At 73.8% G+C, this 24533-nt stretch carries 31 protein-coding genes; 22 read left to right on the forward strand and 9 right to left on the reverse strand.

Translation table 11 applies throughout. The annotated features are described in order from the left end of the window. Window positions 1-3: 3 nt before the first annotated feature. The 6 genes from UQW22_RS14095 to UQW22_RS14120 form a co-directional block, all read right to left on the reverse strand. The gene (locus UQW22_RS14095; protein WP_407317698.1) at window positions 4-411 is read right to left on the reverse strand and encodes a transferase; all 408 of its coding nucleotides are present in this window, start codon (window positions 409-411) and stop codon (window positions 4-6) included. Window positions 412-560: 149 nt separating this feature from the next. After that, a complete protein-coding gene (locus UQW22_RS14100; protein WP_407317699.1) occupies window positions 561-1295 on the reverse strand; it encodes an anti-sigma factor in 735 nt (244 codons plus the stop codon). Continuing rightward, window positions 1279-1860: an RNA polymerase sigma factor gene (locus tag UQW22_RS14105; RefSeq protein WP_407317700.1), complete on the reverse strand. Its 582-nt coding sequence runs from the start codon at window positions 1858-1860 to the stop codon at window positions 1279-1281. The genes UQW22_RS14100 and UQW22_RS14105 overlap by 17 nt, the downstream gene beginning before the upstream one ends. A gap of 81 nt (window positions 1861-1941) precedes the next feature. After that, window positions 1942-2676: a sortase domain-bontaining protein gene (locus tag UQW22_RS14110; protein ID WP_407317701.1), complete on the reverse strand. Its 735-nt coding sequence runs from the start codon at window positions 2674-2676 to the stop codon at window positions 1942-1944. Beyond that, complete coding sequence (locus UQW22_RS14115) at window positions 2673-3515, reverse strand: DUF4397 domain-containing protein (RefSeq protein WP_407317702.1); 843 nt, start codon at window positions 3513-3515, stop codon at window positions 2673-2675. Before UQW22_RS14115 ends, UQW22_RS14110 begins: the two co-directional genes overlap by 4 nt. Window positions 3516-3640: 125 nt before the next feature. Continuing rightward, window positions 3641-3847 (reverse strand): hypothetical protein, encoded by a 207-nt coding sequence (locus UQW22_RS14120; protein ID WP_407317703.1) that lies wholly within the window; start codon window positions 3845-3847, stop codon window positions 3641-3643. Window positions 3848-4074: 227 nt separating this feature from the next. Between UQW22_RS14120 and UQW22_RS14125 the strand changes: the two genes are divergently transcribed. The 3 genes from UQW22_RS14125 to UQW22_RS14135 all read left to right on the forward strand — a co-directional run bounded on the left by UQW22_RS14125 (window position 4075) and on the right by UQW22_RS14135 (window position 6111). Continuing rightward, entirely contained in the window at window positions 4075-4494 is a 420-nt protein-coding gene (locus UQW22_RS14125; protein ID WP_407317704.1) for a hypothetical protein, read from the forward strand. 3 nt (window positions 4495-4497) lie between these two features. Beyond that, window positions 4498-4785, forward strand: a complete 288-nt coding sequence (locus tag UQW22_RS14130; protein ID WP_407317706.1) for an SHOCT domain-containing protein — start codon at window positions 4498-4500, stop codon at window positions 4783-4785. A gap of 228 nt (window positions 4786-5013) precedes the next feature. Beyond that, window positions 5014-6111, forward strand: coding sequence for a chloride channel protein (locus UQW22_RS14135; RefSeq protein ID WP_407317708.1), 1098 nt, complete (start codon window positions 5014-5016; stop codon window positions 6109-6111). Window positions 6112-6138: 27 nt separating this feature from the next. Here the strand turns inward: UQW22_RS14135 and UQW22_RS14140 are convergent, their stop codons facing one another. Together UQW22_RS14140 and UQW22_RS14145 are read right to left on the reverse strand one after the other, a co-directional pair. After that, window positions 6139-6675: a DinB family protein gene (locus UQW22_RS14140; protein ID WP_407317709.1), complete on the reverse strand. Its 537-nt coding sequence runs from the start codon at window positions 6673-6675 to the stop codon at window positions 6139-6141. A 9-nt stretch (window positions 6676-6684) separates the two neighbouring features. Beyond that, a complete protein-coding gene (locus UQW22_RS14145) occupies window positions 6685-7476 on the reverse strand; it encodes a uracil-DNA glycosylase (RefSeq protein WP_407317711.1) in 792 nt (263 codons plus the stop codon). A 188-nt stretch (window positions 7477-7664) separates the two neighbouring features. On the opposite strand from UQW22_RS14145, the gene thrS reads away from it, so the two are divergent. From thrS to UQW22_RS14185, 8 genes are all read left to right on the forward strand, one after another. Next, the gene (thrS, locus tag UQW22_RS14150; RefSeq protein ID WP_407320821.1) at window positions 7665-9695 is read left to right on the forward strand and encodes a threonine--tRNA ligase; all 2031 of its coding nucleotides are present in this window, start codon (window positions 7665-7667) and stop codon (window positions 9693-9695) included. A gap of 2 nt (window positions 9696-9697) precedes the next feature. Continuing rightward, window positions 9698-10258 carry an HIT family protein gene (locus UQW22_RS14155; protein ID WP_407317712.1) on the forward strand — a complete coding sequence of 187 codons (561 nt, stop codon included), beginning with the start codon at window positions 9698-9700 and terminating at the stop codon, window positions 10256-10258. 65 nt (window positions 10259-10323) lie between these two features. Beyond that, window positions 10324-10950: a phosphatidylinositol phosphate synthase gene (gene pgsA / locus UQW22_RS14160; protein WP_407317713.1), complete on the forward strand. Its 627-nt coding sequence runs from the start codon at window positions 10324-10326 to the stop codon at window positions 10948-10950. After that, on the forward strand, window positions 10947-11903 hold the full coding sequence (locus UQW22_RS14165; protein ID WP_407317714.1) for a phosphatidylinositol mannoside acyltransferase: 957 nt from the start codon (window positions 10947-10949) through the stop codon (window positions 11901-11903). The genes pgsA and UQW22_RS14165 overlap by 4 nt, the downstream gene beginning before the upstream one ends. A gap of 8 nt (window positions 11904-11911) precedes the next feature. After that, complete coding sequence (locus UQW22_RS14170; RefSeq protein WP_407320822.1) at window positions 11912-13126, forward strand: glycosyltransferase family 4 protein; 1215 nt, start codon at window positions 11912-11914, stop codon at window positions 13124-13126. Then, window positions 13123-13776: a hypothetical protein gene (locus tag UQW22_RS14175; protein ID WP_407317716.1), complete on the forward strand. Its 654-nt coding sequence runs from the start codon at window positions 13123-13125 to the stop codon at window positions 13774-13776. Before UQW22_RS14170 ends, UQW22_RS14175 begins: the two co-directional genes overlap by 4 nt. A gap of 91 nt (window positions 13777-13867) precedes the next feature. Continuing rightward, complete coding sequence (gene pdxS, locus UQW22_RS14180; RefSeq protein WP_407317717.1) at window positions 13868-14791, forward strand: pyridoxal 5'-phosphate synthase lyase subunit PdxS; 924 nt, start codon at window positions 13868-13870, stop codon at window positions 14789-14791. A gap of 146 nt (window positions 14792-14937) precedes the next feature. Then, window positions 14938-15861: a DUF418 domain-containing protein gene (locus UQW22_RS14185; RefSeq protein ID WP_407317718.1), complete on the forward strand. Its 924-nt coding sequence runs from the start codon at window positions 14938-14940 to the stop codon at window positions 15859-15861. Here UQW22_RS14185 and UQW22_RS14190 read toward each other — a convergent pair. After that, window positions 15750-16601 (reverse strand): hypothetical protein, encoded by an 852-nt coding sequence (locus tag UQW22_RS14190; RefSeq protein WP_407317719.1) that lies wholly within the window; start codon window positions 16599-16601, stop codon window positions 15750-15752. The two genes, UQW22_RS14185 and UQW22_RS14190, sit on opposite strands and share 112 nt — an antisense overlap. Window positions 16602-16717: 116 nt before the next feature. Here UQW22_RS14190 and UQW22_RS14195 point away from each other — a divergent pair, with 116 nt between their 5' ends. From UQW22_RS14195 to yajC, 11 genes are all read left to right on the forward strand, one after another. Then, entirely contained in the window at window positions 16718-17278 is a 561-nt protein-coding gene (locus UQW22_RS14195) for an NUDIX hydrolase (RefSeq protein WP_407317720.1), read from the forward strand. Between the two features lie 94 nt (window positions 17279-17372). After that, window positions 17373-17903: an alternate-type signal peptide domain-containing protein gene (locus UQW22_RS14200; RefSeq protein ID WP_407317721.1), complete on the forward strand. Its 531-nt coding sequence runs from the start codon at window positions 17373-17375 to the stop codon at window positions 17901-17903. 12 nt (window positions 17904-17915) lie between these two features. Beyond that, the gene (locus UQW22_RS14205; protein ID WP_407317722.1) at window positions 17916-18446 is read left to right on the forward strand and encodes a signal peptidase I; all 531 of its coding nucleotides are present in this window, start codon (window positions 17916-17918) and stop codon (window positions 18444-18446) included. Then, window positions 18443-19099, forward strand: a complete 657-nt coding sequence (locus tag UQW22_RS14210) for a hypothetical protein (protein WP_407317724.1) — start codon at window positions 18443-18445, stop codon at window positions 19097-19099. Before UQW22_RS14205 ends, UQW22_RS14210 begins: the two co-directional genes overlap by 4 nt. Beyond that, a complete protein-coding gene (locus UQW22_RS14215; protein ID WP_407317725.1) occupies window positions 19092-19958 on the forward strand; it encodes a hypothetical protein in 867 nt (288 codons plus the stop codon). The genes UQW22_RS14210 and UQW22_RS14215 overlap by 8 nt, the downstream gene beginning before the upstream one ends. 42 nt (window positions 19959-20000) lie before the next feature. Next, window positions 20001-20645: a pyridoxal 5'-phosphate synthase glutaminase subunit PdxT gene (gene pdxT, locus UQW22_RS14220; RefSeq protein ID WP_407317726.1), complete on the forward strand. Its 645-nt coding sequence runs from the start codon at window positions 20001-20003 to the stop codon at window positions 20643-20645. A gap of 7 nt (window positions 20646-20652) precedes the next feature. Beyond that, window positions 20653-21414: a YebC/PmpR family DNA-binding transcriptional regulator gene (locus UQW22_RS14225; protein ID WP_407317727.1), complete on the forward strand. Its 762-nt coding sequence runs from the start codon at window positions 20653-20655 to the stop codon at window positions 21412-21414. Between the two features lie 231 nt (window positions 21415-21645). Continuing rightward, window positions 21646-22245 carry a crossover junction endodeoxyribonuclease RuvC gene (gene ruvC / locus UQW22_RS14230; protein ID WP_407317728.1) on the forward strand — a complete coding sequence of 200 codons (600 nt, stop codon included), beginning with the start codon at window positions 21646-21648 and terminating at the stop codon, window positions 22243-22245. Next, window positions 22242-22856 (forward strand): Holliday junction branch migration protein RuvA, encoded by a 615-nt coding sequence (ruvA, locus tag UQW22_RS14235; RefSeq protein ID WP_407317730.1) that lies wholly within the window; start codon window positions 22242-22244, stop codon window positions 22854-22856. The genes ruvC and ruvA overlap by 4 nt, the downstream gene beginning before the upstream one ends. Next, window positions 22849-23952, forward strand: a complete 1104-nt coding sequence (gene ruvB / locus UQW22_RS14240) for a Holliday junction branch migration DNA helicase RuvB (protein ID WP_407317731.1) — start codon at window positions 22849-22851, stop codon at window positions 23950-23952. The genes ruvA and ruvB overlap by 8 nt, the downstream gene beginning before the upstream one ends. A gap of 64 nt (window positions 23953-24016) precedes the next feature. Beyond that, the gene (gene yajC / locus UQW22_RS14245) at window positions 24017-24454 is read left to right on the forward strand and encodes a preprotein translocase subunit YajC (RefSeq protein WP_407317733.1); all 438 of its coding nucleotides are present in this window, start codon (window positions 24017-24019) and stop codon (window positions 24452-24454) included. The last annotated feature ends 79 nt before the right edge of the window (window positions 24455-24533 follow it).

Here is a 24533-nt window from a genome sequence, read left to right on the forward strand (position 1 = left end):
GGGTCAGGCGGCCTGGGCGTAGCGGTGCCGGACGATCTCGCCGTCCGGCACCGACGCCTCGGCCTCGACGGTGGCGGCGGCCTCGACGCGCACGTCACGCCCGAGCTGGACGTGGTCGGCCACACGGGCCCCCGCCCCGACGGACGAGCCCGGTCCCAGGTGCACGCTGCTGCCGACCCGGGCGCCACGGCCCACGACCGCGTCGTGGTCGACCCAGGTCACCTCGCCGAGGCGAGCCCCGGCCTCGACCCGGGCACCGCGCTCGACGTAGGTCCCGCGCCCGACGACGGCGTCCGGGGCGACGTCTGCCTGTGGCGAGACGTAGCCACCGTCGCCGTGCCGCACGTAGCGGACGGTCTCACCGGCGTCGTTCTCAAACTCGATGCGCTTGGGCATACGGATGCGAGGCATACGGCCCCCTTCCATGGGTCCCGGGGGCCTGAGGCCCGCGCCGGGACGCGGACGATGTGCTGTTCTTCTCAACGCTCCGGCCCGGTCAGAGATTCCGGGAGAGCGCCGTGCCGGGCCGGTCCGGCCTGGTCGGACCAGGTCTGGACCGGTCAGGTGCTGGCGAGCCCGCCGCGCACGACGGAGTCGCCGGAGTGCGTCGGGTCGCCGTCGAACGGCTCCTCGGAGACGTCGATCAGGGAGTAGGTCCCGAGGTCGAGGCCGGCGGGGACGGGGAACGTCCCCGAGCTCCCGCGGAGGACGCCGAGGCTCACCATGCCGCTGAGGTCCTCGGCCAGGAGCCACACCTCGCGGTAGCCCGCGCCCGCGCCCGCGCCCGCGTCGTCGACGGTCACGACGACCTCGAGGTTGCCCTCGGGGTCCTCCTCGACCACGGCCCGACCGGCCGACGACGGCCAGTCCGGCAACGGCTCGAGCCGGGCCTCGGCGACCGCGACGGGATCGACGACGGTCGGCGCCTCGGGGGCCCGCGACCTCTCCCACACGACCCCGCCGCCGACACCGACCACCAGGGCGACGCTCGCTGCCGCGGCAGCCCACAGCGGCGACGGACGACGGCGGCGTGCGGCGAGGTCGACGACCGGCGCCGGCTGCGGGTCGTCCTGGGCGAGGCCCAGCTCGTCGCGCACCCGGTCCCAGACCTCGGGCGGGGGAGCGACGAGGCCGGCGTCGTCGGCGCGTGCCACCGAGGCGACCTGCGCGAGTGAGTCGATCTCCGTGCGGCACACGGCACAGTCGGTGAGGTGGGCGTGGTCGTCGCGGGAGGCGGCACCGTCCTCGCCGAGCCCGACGAGCGCGAGGACCTCCGGGTCAACGTGCTGCACCATCCACCTCCCATCGTGTCCGCAGCCTGGTCAGGCTTCGTCGGATATGGCTCTTGACGGTACCGAGGGGCAACGAGAGCTCCTCGGCGATCTGCGTGTGCGTCAGGTCCTGGTAGAACGCGAGTCGCAAGATCGTGCCGGCCGGGTCCCCGAGCCGGGCGAGCTCGTCGGCGACGACCGCGCGGTCGACCACCCCGGGACCGACCGGGTCCTCCTCTCCCCGTGGGTTCGGAGCGAAGGCCTCGGCGGCTTGCTGCTGCTTGCGGATCCGTTCCCGGGACGCGTGGACGTCGGCGATCTTGTGCCGCGCGATGCCCAGCAGCCAGGTCGAGAGCCGGGCCCGTCCCGGGTCGTAGCCGGAACGAGATCGCCAGACGGCCACGAAGACCTGCTGCGTGACGTCCTCGGCGTCGGACGCCTCGCCCAGCGAGCGCAGCGCGACCGTGTAGATCAGCGGGGACCACCGGCGGTATGCCGCGGCGAGCCCTTCCTCCGTACCGGTGGCGAACCGTGCGGCCACGTCGTCGTCGGTGGTCGGGGGTGCAGCACCCTCGGCCCCAGTCGTCACAGATCCTCCGTGGTCGGACGCGGCGTCGCCGGTCGGCGATGCCCGTTGCGGACAACTTAGCGTGCTGGACCGACGGCGTCATCATGCCACCGCCGTGACCACCAGGTTGTCCTCGTAGTGCCCTGCCCGGGCGTCCCAGCGCCCGCCGCACGTGATCAGAGCGAGCTGACGCTCTCCCGTGCGGTCGAAGATCTCGTCCAGCGGCACCACCTCCTTCGCGAAGCGTTCGACGCCGCTGACGGTGTACCGGTGGCGGGCGCCGTCCTCGTCGGTCACCACCACCACGTCGCCGGGTGTCACGGCGGTCAACCCGGCGAAGGCGCCGACCCCGTCGATCGTGTCGACGTGCGAGGCGAGCACGACGGTCCCGGCGTCGTCCGCGGGCGACGGTCCGAAGCGGTACCACCCGGCCACGTCTCCGCGTGCGGGCAGCTCCATGGAGCCGTCGGGGTCGACCCCGACCGGCCGCACCGGGACGTCGAGCAGACCGCGCACGCGCAGCCGGGCGGGTGCGGCGCCCGCCGGGGAGTCCTGCGGTGCCGCGTCGACGACCGGGACGTCGGCCGTCCCGGCCGGCGCGGACCGCTCCGGGGACGGGGCGTCCGGCTCGGCCGGGACGGCGGGTGCGGTGGGCGTGTCGCGCCGCTCGTCCGTCGGGACGGACCGGGGGATCTCCGACCCGACGCCCTGGTCGTCGTTCGACAGGAAGGCCGTGCCCCCGACGACGGCGACGGCCGCCGCCAGGAGCGCGGCCGTCGCAGTGCGGCGGACCGGGCGCGAGACCCGGTCCGCCGCACGGCGACGGCCGGTCGTCACGGGCGCTCGCGGCCCACCCGGACCGCGTTCCTGACGCCCACCATGATGGCGAGCCCGGCGATCAGTGCCATGAGGGCACCGGCCACCACCGGGCTGAACCAGCCGTGGTGCTGCACCGCGGCCGCCCCGGTGGTCCCGGCGTCGACGCCGGCGGGGCTGGAGTGCATCCCGTCGACCGTCTGCACGGCCAGCGCGAGGGAGTCGTCGTCGAGCGAGCCCCAGGCGTAGACGATCGTGTTGACGCCCTCGGCGACGTCGACGTCCGTCGGACCGACGACCGGATCGGTGGTCCCGGCCGCGGCGACCGCGGCCGGCACGGTCCCGGCGGGCAGCTCGAGGACCTCCTCGTCGGGGTTCTCCAGGCCTTCGATGACCGGCTCGTCACCGGCGAGGACGTCGACGGCGGGCGCTGCCGCGACGTGCCGGACCGTCAGACGCCCCTCGCCCGCAGCGATCTCCGAGGTGTCGTTCTCGAACAGCGTCGCCGTCGGCGAGCCCTCCGCGTCGAGGTGTGCGGCGGCCGTGTAGCTCATGCCACCCTCCAGCGGAAGGTCGACGGGGCCGATGACCGGGTCGGAGTCGTCCTCGGCGTCGGCGGCCGTGACGGCCACCGTGTAGGTGTCCGGCGCGAGCTCCAGCGGCCCGGCGAGGTCGCCCGGCTCGAAGTCGTCGAGGGTGAGCTCTCCGTTGACGTAGACGTCGACAGTGGTGTCCGGCACGCCGTGCAGGACGGAGAGCATCGCGTCGCCCTCCGCGGCGTGCGCGGGCAGGGCGAAGGCCGTTCCGGCAGCGACGAGCGCGGTGACGCCGAACGTCGCCGTGAGTCGGGTGGTGCGCATGAGTCCTCCTGGTGTCGCGCCTCGTCCGTGAGGGACGAGGACTGCATGTGTCGGTCACCAGGGATTCGGGCGCGAAGGCTCCGGCGGATGCACCACGGCCGATCTTTCTCCGGACGAGCACCCGGTCAGGACGCCGAACCCTCCGCACGTCCGCGCCGGGGCAGCGACCCCCGTCTCGTGGAGGACAGGAAGGAGACGTCGGTGGCACGGGTGCGCGTCAGGGGGTCGCCCAGAGGATCGCCACCGAGGGCGGACGCCACGTGGATCAGTGGGCGCTGGGCCTCGAACTCGCGGGCCAGCGCATCGAAGATGGGGGTGTCGGTCGTACGCACCCAGCCATTGTGCGAGGAGGGCCGCGGTGGCCTCGGCTCGACGCGGCCACCTTCACAGTCACCTCACACGACGTCCGCGAGGGCGTGCCGCACGCTGCGCCTCCTGTTGCGGTGGCGGCACGTCGGCCCGATGATCGGGGCGGGTGACCAGCGTGTTCGCGCGACGACTCGGCGCGTCGAGCCGTCACCCACCGGCGCACGCGCTCCCTCCGATCGAGAGGCAGGACATGGAAGTCACCGCACCTGTGGAGCTCCTCCTGGTGGAGTTCCCCCACAGCGATTTCTCCGGCGAGATCGTCGCCGAGCTCGTCAGGCTCTCGGAGGACGGCACCATCAACGTCCTCGACATGCTGGCGATCCGCAAGGGTGAGGACGGTTCGGTCGAGTGGCTCGAGGCGGCGGACGCCGCCGACGGTCTGGCGGAGCTGGTGGGGGAGCCGAGCGGGTTCCTCGCCGAGGACGACGTCGAGGCGATCGCGGACGACCTCGCCCCGGGGGCGGCCGTCGGGATGCTCGTCTTCGAGCACACGTGGGCGACCGGGCTGACGACGGCGCTGCGCGAGGCCGGCGGGTCCCTGATCGACATGACCACCGTCCCGCCCGCCGCCCTGGAAGAGCTGGCCGGCGTCATCGCAGAGGAGGACTGACTCATGCCCCGAAGGGTGGGACGCCCGGGACTGCTCGGGACCATGGCACGGACCGCCGTCATCACCGGGACGGCTTCCGCCACCAGCCGGGCGATGAACAACCGCGCGAACGCGCGAGCCGACCAGCGGGCCAGCGCTCAGGCCTACGACGCGCAGCAGGCCCAGCACTCGCCAGCGGCGACACCCGCTGACGACACGCTGTCCCAGCTCCAGAAGCTCGGCGAGATGAGGTCCGCGGGGCTGCTGACGGACGCGGAGTTCGCGGCCGCCAAGGCCAAGATCCTCGGCTGAGCCCGCCGTGTCCGCGCACCCCGACGGCCAGACGCCGCCGGACCGCACCGAGGGGCCCGAGGACGCCGTCCGGACCCGCGGCTACGTCGGCCTGCTGCTGCTCGCCGCGGGGATCGGCATCCCGGTCTCCTTGGTCGCGTTCGGCTTCCTGGCGCTCCTGCACGCGCTCGAGCACGCGGTCTGGGAGTCGTTGCCCGAGGCCGTCGGTCTCGACGCCCCACCGTGGTGGTGGGCGCTGCCCTGGCTGCTCCTGGCCGGGGTGCTCGTCGGGGTGGCGGTCCGCTGGCTGCCTGGCCGCGGCGGTCACGTGCCCGTCGACGGGCTGGGGCTCGGCGCGGTGCCGGCGTCCCCGTCCCCGGGATCCTGCTGGCCGCGCTCGGCGGCCTGCCGCTCGGGGTGGTACTCGGACCGGAGGCCCCGCTGCTCGCCCTCGGGTCCGCCGTGGCACTGCTCCTGGTCCGCCCGATCGCCCGCGCCGCCGACCCGACGGCCCAGGCGCTCCTCACGGTCGCCGGCGCCTCGGCGGCCCTGGCCGCGATCTTCGGCAGCCCGTTGGTCGCCGCCATCTTCGTCCTGGAGGCGGTGGGGCTGGCGGGCCCGAAGCTGGCCCGGGTGATCCTCCCGTGCCTCCTCGCCTCGGGCGTCGGGGCGCTGGTCTTCACCGGTATGGGGTCCTGGACGGGGCTGAGCATCTCCTCGTTGTCGTTGCCCGAGGTCGACGGGCCGCAGCGGCCCGACCTCGGCGACGTGCTCTGGACGGTCCCGTTGGCCGTGGTCATCGCCGTCGGCGTCCGTCAGGTGCACCACGTCGGGCGGTGGGTGGCCCGCGTCGCCGAGCGGCGCCCGGCGGGCACCGCACTCGCCGCGGCGCTCGTCGTCGGGCTCTGCACGGTCGCCTACTCCCTGCTCACCGGACGGTCGCCGGAGGAGGTCGCGCTCTCCGGGCAGGGTCTGCTCGAACCGCTGGTGGCCGACGCGCACGCGTGGTCGCTGGCCGCCCTGGCGGCGCTGCTGGTGTTCAAGTCGATCGCCTACGGGGTCTCGCTCGGTGCTCTGCGAGGAGGCCTGATCTTCCCCGCGCTGCTGCTCGGCGCGGCCGCCGGTGTGCTCGTGTCCGGCTTGCCCGGCTACGGCGTCGTGCCGGCGGTGGCGGCCGGGATGGCTGCCGCCACGGCGTCGATCCTGCCGTTCCCCGTCTCCTCGGCAGTGCTCGTGATCCTGCTGCTCGGGCCGAACGCCGCGGCCATGGCGCCGGTCGTGCTCATCGCGGTGGTCGTGGCGTTCGTCTTCGAGCAGGTGATCGTCAAGCAGCGCCGGGGCGAGTGACCCGGCCGGTCCGCGCAGCCAGGGACGTCACTCGCCGGTCTCGCCGTCCCGCGCCTCGCGGAGGAGATCGGCGTGACCGTTGTGGCGGGCGTACTCCTCGATCATGTGGGTGATGATCCAGCGCACGGAGAACCGGCCGTCGCCGTGCCGGCTCTCGCGCGCGGAGAGCGTGTCGAGCCCGCCCGCGGCGAGGGCGGTCTCGAGCACCTCGTCCGAGGCGGAGACCGCCGCGTCGAAGAGGACCCGCAGCGCGTCGGGAGAGTCGGCGTGCGCGGAGTGCCAGTCCCAGTCCGGGTCGTCGTTCCAGTCGACGGTGTCGAACGGCGGCAGCGCGTCGCGCCCGGCCAGGACGACCTGGAACCACTGCGACTCGACGTAGGCGAGGTGCTTGAGCATCCCGCCCAGGGTCATCGTCGACGGCGGCAGCGGCGTGCGCAGCTGCTCGGCGCTGAGCCCAGCCGTCTTCCAGCGCAGCGTGTCGCGGTGGTAGTCCAGGAACGTGCGCAGCGTCGTGGCCTCGTCGGCGCGCAGCGGGGGTTCGACACGGGTCGGTCGGCTGGTCATGGCAGGCCCCTATCCGGCGCCTGGTCCGGGTCGGCCGGCCAGCTGCGCCGCGCGCCCGAGCACCTCGTCGAGCATCGCGGCGGTCAGTCGCCCGGTGTACGTGTTGTGCGGCGAGACGTGGTAGCTCCCGAGCACGGTGATCGCCGTGGGCGCAGCAGGCTCCCGCCCGGTCCCGCCGTCGGACCGGCGCAGCGTGAGCTCCTGGCCGTGACCGAACCGAGGACGGGGTCTCGGCACGGCCCAGCCCTGCTCGCCGAGCGACGCGAGCAGGGCGTCCCAGCCGAGCGCCCCGAGGGCGACGGCGACCCGCAGCGTCGGCGCGAGCAGCTCGAGCTCGCGGGCCAGGAACGGAGCGCACCGGCGACGTTCGGCCGGGGTCGGCCGGTTCTGCGGGGGAGCGCAGCGCACGGGGGCCACGAGGCGGAGCCCGTCGAGCCGCATGCCGTCGTCGCGCCCGGTCGCCCGGGGCTGGTTCGCGAACCCGGTGCGGTGCAGCGCGGCGAACAGGAAGTCGCCGCTGGGGTCCCCGGTGAACATGCGACCCGTGCGGTTGGCACCATGGGCCGCGGGCGCCAGGCCGACGACGGCGACCGCGGCAGCGCTGTCGCCGAACCCGGGCACCGGGCGCGCCCAGTAGGTCTGGTCACGGAACGCGGCGCGCCGCTCGGCCGCGACCTGCTCGCGCCAGGCGACCAGCCGGGGGCACGCGCGACAGCCCACCACGAGACGGTCGACCGCACCGAGGGTGTCGGCCGCGCGCGCGGTGGCCGGGTATCCGTCGTCGTCGGGCGCACGGCTCATCCACCCATCCTGCGGTGGCGGGGCTCCCCGCCGCGAGCGCTCGCCGCTGCCGCCGGGGACGGCCCGGCCGTCAGGGTCGGTACGATCGGGGGGCGTCGCCGTCACGGCGGCGCCCTCGGCGGCGCTGAGCGTCTGCTGAACCACGAACGAACCTGAGGAGCACTGTCGTGTCCGACGCCGCCGCGCCGCTGTCATCGCCCGCACCCGTCGAGGGGACCACCACGGTGACGGTGACGGAGCCGACGACGGGCACCGAGCTCTTCGCGGACCGGCGTGAGGTCGTCGTGATGCGCGTCGACGGCGAGCTGCTCGACCTGTCGCGCGAGCTCGCGCCGGGGACCATGGTCGAACCCGTGACGGTCGACTCGCCCGACGGCCTGGCCGTGCTGCGGCACAGTGCCGCGCACGTGCTGGCCCAGGCCGTGCAGCAGATCGACCCGGACGCCAGGCTCGGCATCGGTCCGCCCGTCAAGGACGGCTTCTACTACGACTTCGACGTCGTCGAGCCGTTCACGCCAGACGACCTCAAGAAGCTCGACAAGGCGATGGCCCGCATCGTCAAGGAGGGGCAGACGTTCCGGCGCCGGGTCGTCACCGAGGACGAGGCCCGCGCCGAGCTGGCGGACGAGCCGTACAAGCTGGAGCTCATCGGGCTCAAGGGCGGCGCGGCGAGCGCGGGCAGCGACGGCGGTGACGACGCGGGCGTCTCGGTGGAGGTCGGCGCCGGGGAGCTGACCATCTACGACAACGTCCGTGGCGCCGGGCGCGAGAGCGAGACCGTCGTCTGGTCCGACCTGTGCCGGGGTCCGCACCTGCCGAGCACGAAGCTCATCGGCAACGGCGTGCAGCTCATGCGGTCCGCGGCGGCCTACTGGCGCGGCAGCGAGAAGAACCCGCAGCTGCAGCGCATCTACGGCACCGCCTGGCCCAGCAAGGACGAGCTCAAGGCGTACCTGGAGCGGCTCGCCGAGGCCGAGCGGCGCGACCACCGCCGCCTGGGCAGCGAGCTGGACCTGTTCAGCTTCCCCGACGAGATCGGGTCGGGCCTGGCCGTGTTCCACCCCAAGGGCGCCATGGTGCGCATGGAGATGGAGGAGTACTCGCGCAAGCGCCACGTCGAGTCCGGGTACTCGTTCGTCAACAGCCCGCACATCACCAAGTCGAAGCTGTTCGAGACCTCCGGGCACCTCGACTGGTACGCCGACGGCATGTACCCGCCGATGCACCTCGACGCGGAGCTCGACGACGACGGCACCGTGCGCAAGCCGGGCCAGGACTACTACCTCAAGCCCATGAACTGCCCGATGCACAACCTGATCTTCGACGCGCGGGGTCGCTCGTACCGCGAGCTGCCGCTGCGGCTGTTCGAGTTCGGCACGGTGTACCGGTACGAGAAGTCCGGCGTCGTGCACGGCCTCACCCGGGCCCGCGGCTTCACCCAGGACGACGCGCACATCTACTGCACCCGCGAGCAGATGCGCGACGAGCTCACCTCGCTGCTGACGTTCGTGCTCGACCTGCTGCGCGACTATGGCCTGGACGACTTCTACCTCGAGCTGTCGACCCGTGACCCCGAGAAGTCGGTCGGCGACGACGACAGCTGGGAGGAGGCCACCCGCACGCTGGAGGAGGTGGCCACCGCCTCCGGGCTCGAGCTCGTGCCGGACCCGGGCGGCGCCGCGTTCTACGGCCCCAAGATCTCCGTCCAGGCACGGGACGCCATCGGCCGGACCTGGCAGATGTCGACCATCCAGCTCGACTTCAACCTGCCGGAGAAGTTCGACCTGCAGTACACGGCCGCGGACGGCACCCGCCAGCGTCCGGTCATGATCCACCGTGCGTTGTTCGGGTCCATCGAGAGGTTCTTCGCGGTGCTGCTCGAGCACTACGCGGGCGCGTTCCCGGCCTGGCTCGCGCCGGTCCAGGTGCTCGCGGTGCCCGTCGCCGACGCCTTCGACGACTACCTGGGAGACGTCGTCGCGCGGCTCCGCGCGCAGGGCGTGCGCGCCGAGCTGGACACCTCCGACGACCGCTTCGGCAAGAAGATCCGCAACGCCGCCAAGGAGAAGGTGCCGTTCGTGCTCATCGCGGGCGGGGAGGACGCCGAGGCGGGCGCGGTCTCGTTCCGGTTCCGCGACGGCACGCAGGAGAACGGCGTGCCGGTGGCCGAGGCCGTCGAGCGGATCGTGACGGCGGTCCGCGACCGCGAGCAGGTCTGAGCGTGGGCGCGCAGGGCGAGCCCCGGGTCGAGCCGGCGGACCGGTTCGGCCCGCCGGAGGACGACATCGCGCGGCTCTGGACGCCGCACCGGATGGTGTACATCGGCGGGCAGGACAAGCCGGCCGACAGCACGCCGGACGAGTGCCCGTTCTGCCGCATCCCCGCGAGCGACGACGAGCAGGGTCTCGTCGTCGCTCGCGGGGCGGACTGCTTCGCGCTGCTCAACCTGTACCCGTACAACGGCGGTCACCTCATGGTGCTGCCGTACCGTCACGTCTCGGACTACACCGACCTGACCGACGCCGAGACCCGCGAGCTCGCCGCGATGACCCAGACCGCGGTGCGCGTGCTGCGCCAGGTCTACGCCCCGGCAGGGTTCAACCTCGGGATGAACCAGGGCGACGTCGCGGGCGCCGGTATCGCGGCGCACCTGCACCAGCACGTGGTCCCGCGCTGGCTCGGCGACGCGAACTTCCTGCCCGTCGTCGGACGGACCAAGGCGCTGCCCGAGCTGCTCGCGGACACCCGCGCACGGCTCGCCGCGGCGTGGCCCACCCGCTGACCGGCGCCGGGCGCTAGCCTGGCCGCGCCGGGCCGCCGGCACGCACGACGAGACGAGGAGCACCCATGTTCGGCCGCCTGCGGGCCACGATGCAGCGCGTGTTCACCCCTCTGGCGCGGCTGCTGCTCCGCCGTGGGGTGTCGCCGGACGCCGTGACGATCGCCGGGACCGCGATCGTCACCGGCCTCGCGCTGACCCTGCTGCCCACCGGTCACCTGACCCTCGGCGCACTCCTCCTGGGCCTCTTCGTCCTGACGGACTCCCTCGACGGCGTCATGGCCCGTCTCAGCGGTCGCAGCGGTCCGTGGGGGGCCTTCCTCGACTCGACGCTCGACCGCGTCTCCGACGGTGCGGTGTTCGGGGGCCTCACGCTGTGGTTCGCCCTGCACCCCGACGAGCCCTGGGCCGTCGCGGGGACCATGGTCACCCTGGCGTGCCTGGTGCTCGGTTCGGTGGTGCCCTACGCCCGTGCCCGGGCCGAGTCCGTCGGCGCGACGGCGGCCGTCGGCATCGCCGAGCGCTCCGACCGGCTCGTGGTCGCCCTGGTCCCCACCGCGTTCGTCCAGCTGGGCCTGCCGGTAGCCGTCCTGGTCGTCGTGCTCGGGCTGCTCGCGCTCGCCAGCCTGGTCACGGTCGCCCAGCGGGTGCTGACCGTCCGCAGCCAGCTCCTGCCCACCACCGAGGAGGCGTGATGGTCGACCTCGCCGCCGCCTACACCTTCGCCTGGCGCCACGCACCGAAGGTGCCGGAACCGCTGCTGCGAGCCGCGTTCGACGTGGCCGCCGACGTGACATGGCTGCGCCGCGGCGCGGGCGTGCGCCGGATGGAGGCCAACTACGCCCGGGTGCGCCCCGACCTGGACGAGCGGGCCGCGCGACGGCTCACCCGCGACGGGATGCGGCGCTACCTGCGGTACTTCCGCGAGGCGTTCACGCTCCAGGGCGCCACGCCGGAGCAGCTCGCCGCCCGCGTCCGGGTCGAGGGTCTCGAGCACGTCACCGCGATCACCGACGCCGGCGGCGGGTTGTCCCTCGCGCTCGCCCATCTCGGCAACTGGGACCTCGCCGGGGCGTGGGCGTCACCGCGCATCGCGCCGGTGCTGACCGTCGCCGAACGGTTGAAGCCCCCGGCCCTGTTCGAGCAGTTCGTCGACTTCCGGCGCTCGATCGGGATCGACGTGCTGCCGCTCGGCGACGACGGCGTCTTCAAGGGCCTGGTCCGCGGTGCCGGGGACGGCCCCCGGCTCGTGCCGCTGCTGTCCGACCGTGACCTGACGGCCAGCGGCATCGAGGTGGACCTGTGCGGGCACCGGGCCCGGGTCGCCGCCGGGCCCGCGGCGCTCGCCGTGGCCGCGCGCGTACCGCTGATCCCCGTCGGGATCCGCCACGAGCGCCTCACGGGGGAGCGCCGCCGTCGGGCGCGCACCCCCTGGGGCATCGTCATCACGTTCCACCAGCCCGTCGACCCGCCCGACGGCGGGAACCGGCGGACACAGGTCGCCCAGCTCACCCAGGCCTGGACGGACGTCCTCGGCGAGTACATCGCCCGGCACACCGCGGACTGGCACATGCTGCAGAAGGTGTTCGTCGACGACCTCGACCCGCAGCGGTACGCGCGCACGCGCGCCGCGGCCGGGGAAGCATGATGCGGCCGCTGCGCGTGGGCATCGTGTGCCCCTACTCCTTCGACGCCCCCGGTGGCGTGCAGTTCCACGTGCGCGACCTCGCCGAGGCGCTGCGAGCGGCCGGGCACGAGGTCTCGGTCCTGGCGCCCGCGGACGACGACACGGAGGTGCCCGACGTCGTCACCCCGGCCGGGCGCGCCGTCCCGGTCCGCTACAACGGCTCCGTCGCCCGGCTCGCGTTCGGCCCCCGCGCCGCCGCCCGGGTGCGCCGGTGGATCGACACCGGCGGCTTCGACGTCCTGCACCTGCACGAGCCGATGACCCCGTCGCTGTCGATGCTCGCCCTGTGGGTCGCCGAGGGGCCGGTCGTGGCCACGTTCCACACCTCCCAGGTGCGCTCGCGGGCGCTGCAGGTCGCCCACCCGCTGCTTCGACAGTCGCTGGAGAAGATCTCCGCCCGCATCGCCGTCTCGGAGGACGCGCGCCGGACGCTCGTCGACCACCTGGGCGGCGACGCCGTCGTCATCCCCAACGGGGTGTACGTCGACCGGTTCGCCGTCGGCCCCCGCGACGAGCGCTGGCGGGGGACCCCGCAGGCCCCGACGGTCGCGTTCCTCGGACGGCTCGACGAGCCCCGCAAGGGCCTGCAGGTGCTGGCCGCCGCCGCGCCCGCGATCCTCGCCGAGGTGCCCGGGACGCGGTTCCTCGTGGCGGGCAAGGGCGACGCCGGCCGCGCCGCTGCCGAGGCCGCGCTCGGGCCGCACGGCGCCGCGTTCGAGTGGCTCGGCGGTGTCAGCGACGACGACAAGGCCGCGCTGCTGAGGTCCGCGGACCTCTACGTGGCCCCGCAGACCGGCGGAGAGAGCTTTGGCATCGTGCTCGTCGAGGCCATGAGCGCCGGCACGGGCGTCGTCGCGAGCGACCTCGGCGCGTTCCGGCGGGTGCTCGACGACGGCACGGCGGGCCGGCTGTTCCGCACCGGCGACGCCGACGACCTGGCGGCCTCCGTGGTCGCCGCGCTCGCCGACGCGTCGGGCACCGGTGCGCGGCGCGAGCGCGCAAGCAGCTTCGTGCGCCGCTTCGACTGGGCGACCGTGACGGACCAGGTGCTGGCCGTGTACGAGATGGCGGTCGCCGCGACGGAGGCGCTCGGGACGGGGAGCGTGCGGCAGGACCTGCGTGCCGAGCGGTCGTCGTGGCTGCTCGGTCGGCGTCCGCGGGCCGACGTGGCAGGTGAGCGATGAGCTGGTCGGAGGTCGCGCTGCTCGCCGTGGTCCTGCTCGGGCTGGCGCTGTGGTGGGTGTGGGTCGCGGCGTCGCGGCTGGACCGGCTGCACCACAAGGTCGTGGCCTCGCGGCTGGCGCTGCAGGCGCAGCTCGACCGTCGGGTGCGGACGTCCCTGGACCTGGCGTCGTCCGGGCTGCTGGACCCGGCCAGCTCGGTCCTGCTCGCCGACGCGGCCTTCGCGGTGACGACGGCGGGCGAGCCGCCCGGACTGGCGGAGGAGGGCGTGCCGGGTCCGACCGCGGACGCCGAGACCGTCGCCGTCGTGGGTGGTCCGTCGCCCGCCGAGGCGTTCGCCCTGACCGGCCTGCCCGCCGAGCGCGAGCGCAGCGAGTCCGAGCTGTCGGTGACGCTGCGCTCGGTGCTCGCCGACGCGGACACCGTGGCGGGGCTGCGGTCCTCCGGACCGGGGGAGGAGCTCGTCGGCGACCTGGCGGGGGCCTGGTACCGGGCCCAGCTCGCCCGCCGGTTCCACAACGAGGCCGTCGCCCAGGCGCAGCGGGCCCGCCGTCCGCGCCGGGCGCGGTGGTTGCGGCTGGCCGGACGCGCCCCCTGGCCGCAGACGGTCGAGCTGGACGACCAGATGCCGGACGGGATCGACGCCACCTGAGGCCCCCGTAGGATGGGAGGCACGACGTGGACCACGTCGGCACGCCCGGTGAGACGCCGGGAGGTGCTCGCAAGAACTCTGTGAGGTTGCGTTGAGCCAGACCACCGGGACCCCGGCCGGCACGAACGGCGTCGGCGAGGTGGGCACGGCCCGCGTCAAGCGGGGCATGGCCGAGATGCTCAAGGGCGGCGTCATCATGGACGTCGTCACCCCCGAGCAGGCCAAGGTCGCCGAGGACGCCGGTGCGGTCGCCGTCATGGCGCTCGAACGGGTGCCCGCGGACATCCGCGCCCAGGGCGGCGTCGCCCGCATGTCGGACCCCGACATGATCGAGGGCATCGTCGAGGCCGTGTCGATCCCCGTCATGGCGAAGGCACGCATCGGGCACTTCGTCGAGGCGCAGGTGCTGCAGTCGCTCGGCGTCGACTACGTCGACGAGTCCGAGGTGCTGACCCCCGCCGACTACACCCACCACATCGACAAGTGGGCCTTCACGGTCCCGTTCGTCTGCGGTGCCACCAACCTGGGTGAGGCGCTGCGCCGCATCACCGAGGGCGCGGCGATGATCCGGTCCAAGGGCGAGGCCGGGACGGGCGACGTCTCGAACGCCACGACGCACATGCGCCAGATCCGCCGGCAGATCCGGAACCTGACCTCGCTGCCCACGGACGAGCTGTTCGTCGCCGCGAAGGAGCTGCAGGCGCCGTACGAGCTCGTCGCGGAGGTCGCCCGGACGGGCAAGCTTCCCGTGGTGCTCTTCACCGCAGGCGGGATCGCCACCCCCGCCGACGCCGCGATGATGATGCAGCTCGGCGCCGAGGGCGTCTTCGTCGGCTCCGGCATCTTCAAGTCCGGGGACCCGGCGGCCCGTGCCAAGGCGATCGTCCAGGCCACCACGTTCCACGACGACCCCGACGTGATCGCCAAGGTCTCGCGCGGGCTGGGCGAGGCGATGGTCGGCATCAACGTCGAGGAGGAGCCGGAGCCCGTCCGGCTCGCCACGCGCGGCTGGTGACGGTCCGCCCCGAGGGCGTCGGTCCGCCCTGACGGACCGGACGAGGCTCCGCGGACGTGACGTCCGCGGAGCCTCGCTGTCTCCGAGACTGCTGAGACATGGTCCCGTGGGATGACGACGCGCCCGCGCAGGGTTGCTTGGATGTTATGGCACGGGTGCTGGAAGGTGGTGACCGGGTCGCCGACCCGGTGCGCGACGCGCTCTACCTCACCGTCCAGACGCGCTTCATACTGATCTTCATCCTCCTGTGCGGCATGAGTCTCTGGATGGTGCTCGACAGCGCACGCGCCCGCTCGCCACGTCCGTCGCTGGTGATGGTGCGCCGCATGGTCGTCATGGTCGTCATCGGCGGGCTCCTGTTGTTCGCCTACCCGGGCAACATCCTCCTGGAGTACGGCGTCGTCGGCCTGCTGATGCTGCCCGTCGTCCTGCTGGCCCCGCGCTGGGCGACCCTCGCAGGCGGCGCGGCGCTGACCGTCGTCGCGTACGCGATGTTCGGCGGCGGGCTGCCGTCCGTCCCCGGCCTCGTGCTCCTCGGTGCGGGAGCGGCGGCCTTCGGCCTGCCCCGGGCGCTGGAGTCCTCCGGCAGGGCCGTCGTGGTCGTCTTCGCCGTCGCGGCCGTGCTGACCGTCCCAGCCCTGCTGTGGCAGCTCACCGCCCCGGGCGACCCGCGGTTCTCGGCGGCGGGCGCGACCGCCGGTCTCGTCGTGGCGGTGCTGTACACCACGGGGCTGGCGCTGCTGTGGCGCACGCCCGCGCGAAGGATGATCGCCGCCGCCTTCGAGCCGCTGGGTCGGTTGGCGCTCACCAACTACGTCGGGGCGGCGATCGTCATGGCGTTCGCCGCGTCGGTGGTCGACTTCGGCCACATGACCAGCGTGACACCGGTGGTGGCGCTGTCGGTGGCGCTGATCGTGGTGCAGTCGCTGCTGAGCCGCCTCTGGCTGACGTCCTTCCGCTACGGCCCGGTCGAGTGGCTGTGGCGCACCGCGACCTGGCTCCGGCCGGTGGCGCTGCGACGCGAGACACCCGAGGCCGCGGGAGCACGGACGGTCACCCTTCCTGCGTGACCCGCTCCATGGTGGTCGTCCGCCGAGGCGTCGTCAGCGGCGCGGCACGATGCTGGTGCGCCCCTGCCAGCTGCCGTGCTCCGAGAGCGGGCGGAAGCGCAGCACCGCGAACTCGTGGTGGAAGTCGCGCCGCCGACGTTCGACCATGGCGTCCGCGTGCCGTCGGGCCGTCGCGCCGCCGGGAGGCCGGAGCGGCCGTGCACCATCTCCTCCATCTCGCGCACGCTGTGCCAGGCGGAGAACGTGGCGATGGTGCGTGGAGGCCGGACGGCGGCCAGCGCGAGTGTGGTGCCCGGGTCGTCGCGCACCTGGCGTTCGACCGGCCGGCCCCACCGGATGAACCGAGGCACCTCGGGCAGCCGCATCCGCGCGACGGTCACCGCGACGACGGGCTCGTCCTGGTCCTCGCCGCCCGTCCGTGCGGGCAGGTCGGGCAGGGCCGCCAGCCGGGACCAGCGCCGCAGGAACTCGAGGCGGACGTGCCAACCGGCCGCCAGGTGACGGCCCAAGGCGTCGTCGGACAGGAAGCGGTCCACGGCCTCCTCGTCACGCCACTGCGCGAAGACGGCGATCCGTCGCAGCTGCAGCCGGCCCGGGGAGACGACGGGTGCCCCCAGACGCATGAGCGCCAGGCACTCGGCGTGGTCGAGTCCCGGCGTGGTGGAGCTCGACGGCGGCCGCCGCAGCGCTCGGGCCGTGCGGACGGCCGGCATCTCGGCGAGGTGGAAGGTGTGGATCACCGGGGCTCCAACAGTTGGTCGACGACGACGCATTCTCGCAGGTGTGAGCACGGGCGGCCGGTGGGCGGCGCCGGTCGCTCGGCCGCACTCCGCGCCGGGCACCTATGCTGAACCGCATGCCGATCCGCACCAGTGTCTCGTCCTCGCTCGGGCCCGACTGGGTGCTCCGGGAGGACGGTCTGCGCCACCGGCGCGCCGCCCGCGTCATCGTGCTCGACGACGCCAACCGGGCGCTGCTCGTGCGGGGGCACGACGCCGACCAACCCGACCGCTCCTGGTGGTTCACCATCGGCGGTGGCATCGAACCGAGCGAGTCCGAGGCCGCTGCCGCGGTGCGCGAGGTGCGCGAGGAGGCCGGCCTCGAGCTCGCCGAGGACGACCTCGAGGGCCCGGTGATGACCCGCGCCGGGATCTTCCACTTCTTCGCCGAGACGTGCCACCAGGACGAGGTGTTCTTCGTGGCCCGGGTCTCGCGGCACGAGCCCTCCGACGCCGGGTGGACCGCGCAGGAGCGCGACGTCCTCGACGAGATGCGCTGGCTGAGCGTCGCCGAGCTGCGCGCCCAGCGGATCGAGGTCTTCCCGACCGTGCTGCCCGACGTCGTGGAGGCCCTCGCGCACGGCTGGGACGGCGTGGTGCGCCACCTCGGCACCGAGCACGACGACGACCCTGCCTGACCCTGCACCGTCCACGGAGTTCGTCTACCGTGGCAACCGAGGGTAGCCGACCGGGGCGACGGCGACGTCGCTCACCGACGGAGGGAACTGCGGGATGAGACGGCTGACGAAGGCTGCACTGGCGACGGGAGCGGGCGCCGTCCTGCTGCTCGGGGGGATACCGACGATCGCCTACTGGACGGCGGACGGGACTGCCACGGGCACCGACGTGACGTCGGGGACCCTGACCATGTCGGACGGCGCGTGCGACGACTGGCTGCTGGACGACGGCACGCCCGTCATCGAGGGCGTCGTCCCCGGTGACACGCTCACCAGCACGTGCACGCTGGCGATCGGCGGCACGGGCGACCACCTGGCGCTGGGCGAGATAACCGTGAGCGCCCCGGCGTGGGTCGAGGAGAACGCCCTGACCACGGCGCTCGACATCTCGCCGGCCGCGGCGACGCTGGGCGGCACCGCGCTCACGCTGCCGCTGACGGAGCCGGTCCCCGTGGAGGCCACCGACGAGCTGGTCGTCACGGTGGAGGCGGTCTTCGACGAGACGGCCGGCAACGACACCCAGGCCTTGACGGCGGCCCTGCAGGACATCACCGTCCAGGTCACCCAGGCGCACGTGGTGCCCTGACCGGGCCGTCCGTTGCGTGCCGCGCTCCGACTCGCCGGACGCGGCCTCGCCGTCGCCGTGGTGGTGGTGGCGGGCGCCGCACTGCTGCTCGGTGTCCTCGTGCCCCGGGTCGCCGGAGCCACGCCCTACACGGTGACGACCCCGTCGATGGAGCCCGCGCTGCGCGTGGGGACGCTCGTCGTGGTCCGCCCGGTGGAGCCGGCGTCGGTGACGACGGGTGACATCGTGACCTACCAGCTGCGCTCGGGGGAGCCGACCGTCGTGACCCACCGCGTCGTCGGGGTGGGGACGACGGTGGGCGGGGACCGGACCTTCGTCACCCGCGGGGACGCCAACGAGGTCGCCGACCCGCGCCCGGTCCGGGCCGTGCAGGTCCGCGGGACGGTCTGGTACGCGGTGCCGGGGCTGGGGCACCTGGCCGGCCTCGTCCCCGGCCAGCAGCGCCAGACGCTCGGGACGGTGCTGGCCGCCGGTCTCCTGGGGTACGCGGTGGTGCTCGTGGTGACAGAGGTCCGGGCGCGGCGACGGAAGGTGGTGGCATGAGACACGACCTGCGGCCGGCGGGTCTGCTGGCGGGTCTGGTCGGCGCCGTCGCGTGCGCCGTGACGGCGCTGGCCGGACCGGGTGCCCTCGCCGCGGTGCCGTCCGCGGAGGGCGCACCCGACGGCGTGGGCGGCGTCGAGCTGAGCGTCGACGGCGAGGCGTGGACCGAGGACCTGACGTCGCCGCTGCTCGGCACCAGCCGGGTGTGGGTCCCGGGCGACGTCGGCCGGGCGTCCCTGCTGGTCCGACACCGGGGGAGCACCGAGGCGAGCGGGACGGTGACCGTGGTGGTCGACGGCGGACCGGCGCTCTCCGAGGCGATGGACGTGCGGCTCCGCGCCGGGCGCGACGACTGGACCGCCGGCCGGACCGCCCCCCTCGTCGTCGGGCCGCAGCAGGCGGTGCCGGTCGAGCTCGAGGTCGCCTTCGCGCAGGACGCGGGCAACGCCACACAGGCCTCGACGGTCCGGCTCGACGTCGAGGTCGTCCTCGCCGGGGACGGCGCGGTCGGCGAGCGCCCGGCGGGGTCGCCCGGGGGTCTGCTGCCCCGGACCGGCGTGGGCCCCGGGCCCCTTCTCGTGCTCGCCGGGGTGGCCGTCGTCGTGGGGGTCACGGTGCGCGCTGCGCGACGGCGAGGTGCCGACGATGGCTGAGCGGAGGCGTCGGGCGAGGACGGGCGTGGTGGCGGCGCTCGTCGCCGTCGTGCTGGCCCTGACCGGCGGGGGAGCGGCCTGGGCCTGGTGGCAGGCGACCGCCGAGGCGGTGGCACCTCCCGCGGTCGCCGCGGGCACGGTCGACGTCCAGGTCGCCGGGCTGGGCAACGAGCTCGTCGGTCCCGGCGGCACGGTGCCCCTGCCGGCCCTGAGCCTGACCGGGGCGTTCCCCGGCAGCGGGGACTCGGAGATCGTCACGGTGCGCAACGTGAGCAGCCGGGCGGTGAGCGTCACAGCGACCATGACCCGGACGGGGACCCTCACCACGGCCTTCACGACCATCGCGACGTTCGGCGGGACCGACACCGGGCCCGCGTGCAGCGGCGGCTCCGGGGCGGCCACCACGATCGCGGCCGGCGGGACCGCGACGCTCTGCCTCGCCGTCGGGCTGGCGGCGACCGCCCCGTCCGGCACGCAGGGCCAGTCGGGCGGTGTGACGACCACCTTGGCGGCGACGCTGCCCGGCACGTCGTGGACGGACCAGGGGACGATCACCAGCGGGACCGTGGCCGCCGGCACCGTGCCCACCACCACGTTGACCTGCGGGACGCTGGGCGTGCTCTCGGTAGCCTTCACCTGGACGGAGGTCCCGGACGCGACCTCGTACGTGCTGCGCTACGGCAGCAACGGGTCGCAGAGCGTGACGGTCACGGGGACCAGCCGGACGATCACGTCGCTCGTCCAGGTCAGCGGGACGGCCTCGGTCGTCACGCAGCGCGCCTTCGGCCAGGTGACGTGGACCTCGGTGCCCTCCAACACGCGGAGCTACACCGTGGCGGCCGTGTCCCTCTGCGGCTGAGCGGCGTTCGGGTCGGCGGCTCACCGGCCGTACCATGTGCCGGTGCCTGCCACGATCGGAGTCCTCGCCCTGCAGGGTGACGTCCGCGAGCACCAGAAGGCCCTCGAGGCCGCCGGTGCCCGCAGCGTCGCCGTCCGCCGCCAAGCGGAGCTCGAGTCGGTGGACGGTTTGGTGCTGCCCGGGGGCGAGTCCACGACCATCGACAAGCTGCTGCGGATCTTCGAGCTCCACGAGCCGCTCCGCGACGCCGTCGCGTCCGGCCTGCCGGTCTACGGCTCGTGTGCCGGGATGATCCTGCTGGCCGACCGCCTGGTGGGCGGGATCACGGGCCAGCAGACCGTCGGCGGCATGGACGTGACCGTCCGGCGCAACGCGTTCGGTCGGCAGGTCGACTCGTTCGAGGCGGACCTCGACGTCGCCGGCGTCACCGACGGGCCCGACGACGACGCCGTGCGCGCCGTGTTCATCCGCGCACCGTGGATCGAGGAGGCGGGCCCGGGGGTCGAGGTGCTGGCCCGCATCCCGGACCGCGCGACGGACGGGACGGCGGCGGGTGCGGCCGCCGGTAGGATCGTGGCAGCACGCTCGGGACGACTGCTCGCCACCGCCTTCCACCCGGAGGTCACCGGGGACGGAAGGGTGCACGCGCTGTTCGTCCGCCTTGTCCACGGATCGCGAAGGAGTTAGTCAGGTCATGTCCGGTCACTCGAAGTGGGCCACGACCAAGCACAAGAAGGCCGCGATCGATGCCAAGCGTGGCAAGCTCTTCGCGAAGCTGATCAAGAACATCGAGGTTGCGGCGCGCACCGGTGGCGGCGACATGGCGGGCAACCCGACGCTGTTCGACGCCGTCCAGAAGGCGAAGAAGTCCTCGGTGCCGAACGACAACATCGACCGCGCCGTCAAGCGGGGGTCCGGTGAGGGCGCCGACGCCGTCGACTACCAGACGATCATGTACGAGGGCTACGGCAACAACGGCATCGCCGTGCTCGTCGAGTGCCTCACGGACAACAAGAACCGGGCTGCGGCCGAGGTGCGCACGGCGTTCACGCGCAACGGCGGCAACCTGGCCGACCCGGGCTCGGTGTCGTACCTGTTCTCCCGCAAGGGGCTCGTCGTCGTGCCGAAGGCCGAGGGCGTCACCGAGGACGACGTGATGCTCGCGGCGCTCGACGCCGGCGCCGAGGAGGTCACCGACCTCGGCGAGTACATCGAGGTGCTCAGCGAGGCGACGGACCTCGTCGACGTGCGCACGGCGATCGTCGAGGCGGGGATGGAGTACGACTCCGCGGACTCCGTCTGGCACCCCTCGATGCAGGTCGAGGTGGACGTCGAGGGGGCGCGCAAGATCATGCGCCTCATCGACGCCCTCGAGGACAGCGACGACGTCCAGAACGTCTACGCGAACTTCGACGCCTCCGACGAGGTCATGGCCGCCCTCGACGCGGACGACTGACGCGGAGCGCACCGGAGGGTGCGCGCCGAGAGACGAGGTGCTCGCCCGCAGGGGAGTGCAGCGTCGGTCGGACCGGGGGGTGCTGGGGCTGACGCGGAGCGCACCGGAGGGTGCGCGCCGAGGGACGAGGTGCTCGCCCGCAGGGGAGTGCAGCGTCGGTCGGACCGGGGGGTGCTGGGGCTGACGCGTGCCCTCCCGGGAACTGTCGGTGCTGCGTGAGACAGTGACGCCGTGCGAGTGCTGGGAGTGGACCCGGGCCTGACCCGGTGCGGAGTGGGAGTCGTGGACTCCCGGCCGGGCCGTCGGGCCGAGCTGGTCGGTGTCGGTGTGCTGCGCACCGCGCCCGAGACGAGCACCGACCTGCGTCTCCTCGAGATCGCGGACGGTCTCGAGGGTTGGTTGGACGAGCACGTCCCCGACGTCGTGGCCGTGGAACGGGTCTTCGCGCAGAACAACCGGGGCACCGTGATGGGGACCGCGCAGGTCGCCGGTCTCGCCATGGTGGCGGCCGCCCGGCGCGGGGTCCCCGTCGCGCTGCACACCCCGAGCGAGGTGAAGGCCGCGGTGACGGGGTCGGGGCGGGCCGGCAAGGAACAGGTGCAACGTATGGTGGTGAGCATCCTGCGGCTGCGTACCGCCCCGCAGCCGGCCGACGCCGCGGACGCCCTGGCGCTCGCGATCACGCACCTCTGGCGCCCGGCCGGGGCCCTCCAGGGCGGGGACCGGCACGAGGTGACGCCGGCGCAACGCGCCTGGGCGGCGGCGGAACGCGGGACGAGGACAGCGTCGCGGTATCGTACGAGCGTTCGAGGAAAGGAGGCGGCCCGGTGATCGCATCCCTGGCCGGCACGGTGGCCCACGTGTCGCTCGACCGCGCCGTGCTCGACGTGCAGGGCATCGGGTACCTGGTGCACGCCGCTCCGGCGACGCTGGCCGGGCTCCGCCCCGGCGAACCCGCACAGCTGCAGACGACCCTCGTGGTCCGCGAGGACTCGATGACGCTCTACGGGTTCGCGGACGCCGACGAGCGTGACGTCTTCGAGACCGCTCAGTCCGTCTCGGGCGTCGGTCCGCGCATCGCATTGGCGATGCTGGCCGTGCTCACCCCGGACGCCCTACGGCGCGCGATCGCCGCCGAGGACACGGCGTCGCTGCGCCGGGTGCCGGGCATCGGGGCCAAGAGCGCCCAGCGGATCGTGCTCGAGCTGACGGGCAAGCTGGGGGCGCCCGGCGCCGACGACGGCGCGACGACGGTCGTGGCCGCGGCGGTGGACTCCCGGGGGCAGGTCGTCGACGCGCTGACCGGTCTCGGCTGGTCGTCGAAGGTCGCGGAGGACGCCGTGGCCAAGGTGCTGGTGGACGCGGGGTCCGACGTCGTCGACGCGGCGGACGTCCCGGGCACGCTGCGTGCCGCGCTGCGACGGCTGGGCCCCCGTGGCTGAGGGCGCGATCGACCCGTCCGAGCTCGGCGAGCGCCTGGTCGGTTCCGGTGCGGACGACGTCGAACGCGCCGCCGAGGCCGCGCTGCGGCCCAAGAGGCTCGACGAGTTCGTCGGCCAGCAGGTGGTGCGCGACCAGCTCTCCCTCGTGCTGCAGGCGTCGCTCGCCCGCGACACCGCCCCGGACCACGTGCTGCTGTCCGGTCCTCCTGGTCTCGGCAAGACGACCCTGGCCATGATCATCGCTGCGGAGCTCGGCACGTCCTTGCGTGTCACCAGCGGACCGGCGATCCAGCACGCCGGCGACCTGGCCGCCGTGCTCTCCTCGCTCGAGGAGGGCGAGGTCCTGTTCATCGACGAGATCCATCGCCTCGCCCGCCCGGCCGAGGAGCTGCTGTACGTAGCGATGGAGGACTTCCGTGTCGATGTCGTGGTAGGCAAGGGCGCCGGAGCCAGCGCGATCCCGCTGGCTTTGCCGCCCTTCACCGTGGTCGGGGCGACGACCCGCTCGGGACTGCTGCCGGCGCCGCTGCGCGACCGCTTCGGCTTCACGGGGCACCTGGACTTCTATGCCGCGGGCGAGCTGGAGCGCGTCATCCTGCGGTCGGCGGGCCTTCTCGGGGTGGACGTCCGCCACGAGGCCGCGCACGAGATCGCCGGACGCTCGCGCGGGACGCCCCGGATCGCGAATCGGCTGCTGCGTCGGGTGCGCGACTGGGCGCAGGTGCGTGGCGACGGCGTCCTGGACCTCCGCGCCGCCCGGGCGGCGCTCGAGGTCTACGAGGTGGACCCGATCGGGTTGGACCGGCTCGACCGCGCGGTCCTCAACGCGCTGTGCCGCCGCTTCGGCGGCGGGCCCGTGGGTCTGACGACGATGGCGATGACGGTCGGCGAGGAGCCCGAGACGGTAGAGACCGTGGCCGAGCCGTACCTGGTGCGGGAGGGGCTGGTGGCGCGCACCCCTCGGGGGCGGGTCGCGACCGCCGAGGCGTGGGCCCATCTCGGGCTGGAACCGCCTGCGGGCACCTGGGCGTCCGGCAGCGGGACGGTGGAACCGGGAACCACCGGGCGGTCGCGGACGTTGTTCGACGAGGTCTGAGGCCGCGTCGAGCGACCTCTAGACTGAGCAGACACCCGCACCCCGGCTGAAGGACTGACGCTACGTGGACCCCTCCATCATCATCCTCTTCGTCGTGCTGGCGGCGCTCATGTTCTTCATGAGCTCGCGCACGCGCAAGCAGCAGAAGCAGCAGGCGGAGTTCCGCTCTGCGCTCGCACCGGGTCAGGAGGTCATGACCGGGTCGGGGATGGTGGGTACCGTCGTCGAGATCGACGACGAGGCCGACACCATCACGATCGAGTCCACGCCGGGCACTCAGACGCGCTGGCTGCGCGCCGCGATCGCCAAGCGGATGGACACCCCGGTCGAGGACACGGAGGACGACGAGACCGAGACCTCGGACGCCGCGGACGATGCAGGTAGCATCGCCTCCGCAGACGGTAGCGTCGACGTTCCTGACGACCTCTCCGGCCTGGACACCGCACAGCGGGAGTACAGGGAGGGCAAGCGCCGGGAGAACGGCGAGACCGAGGACAAGTGACCTCTGCGCCGGCCGGGTGAGCCCGGCCGGCGCCATCACGCGTCGGCCACGGCGGCCGCGCGCACACGGGAAGAGAACC

The organism is Isoptericola halotolerans (genome assembly GCF_045689585.1).
Classification (GTDB): Bacteria; Actinomycetota; Actinomycetes; order Actinomycetales; family Cellulomonadaceae; genus Isoptericola; species Isoptericola halotolerans_B.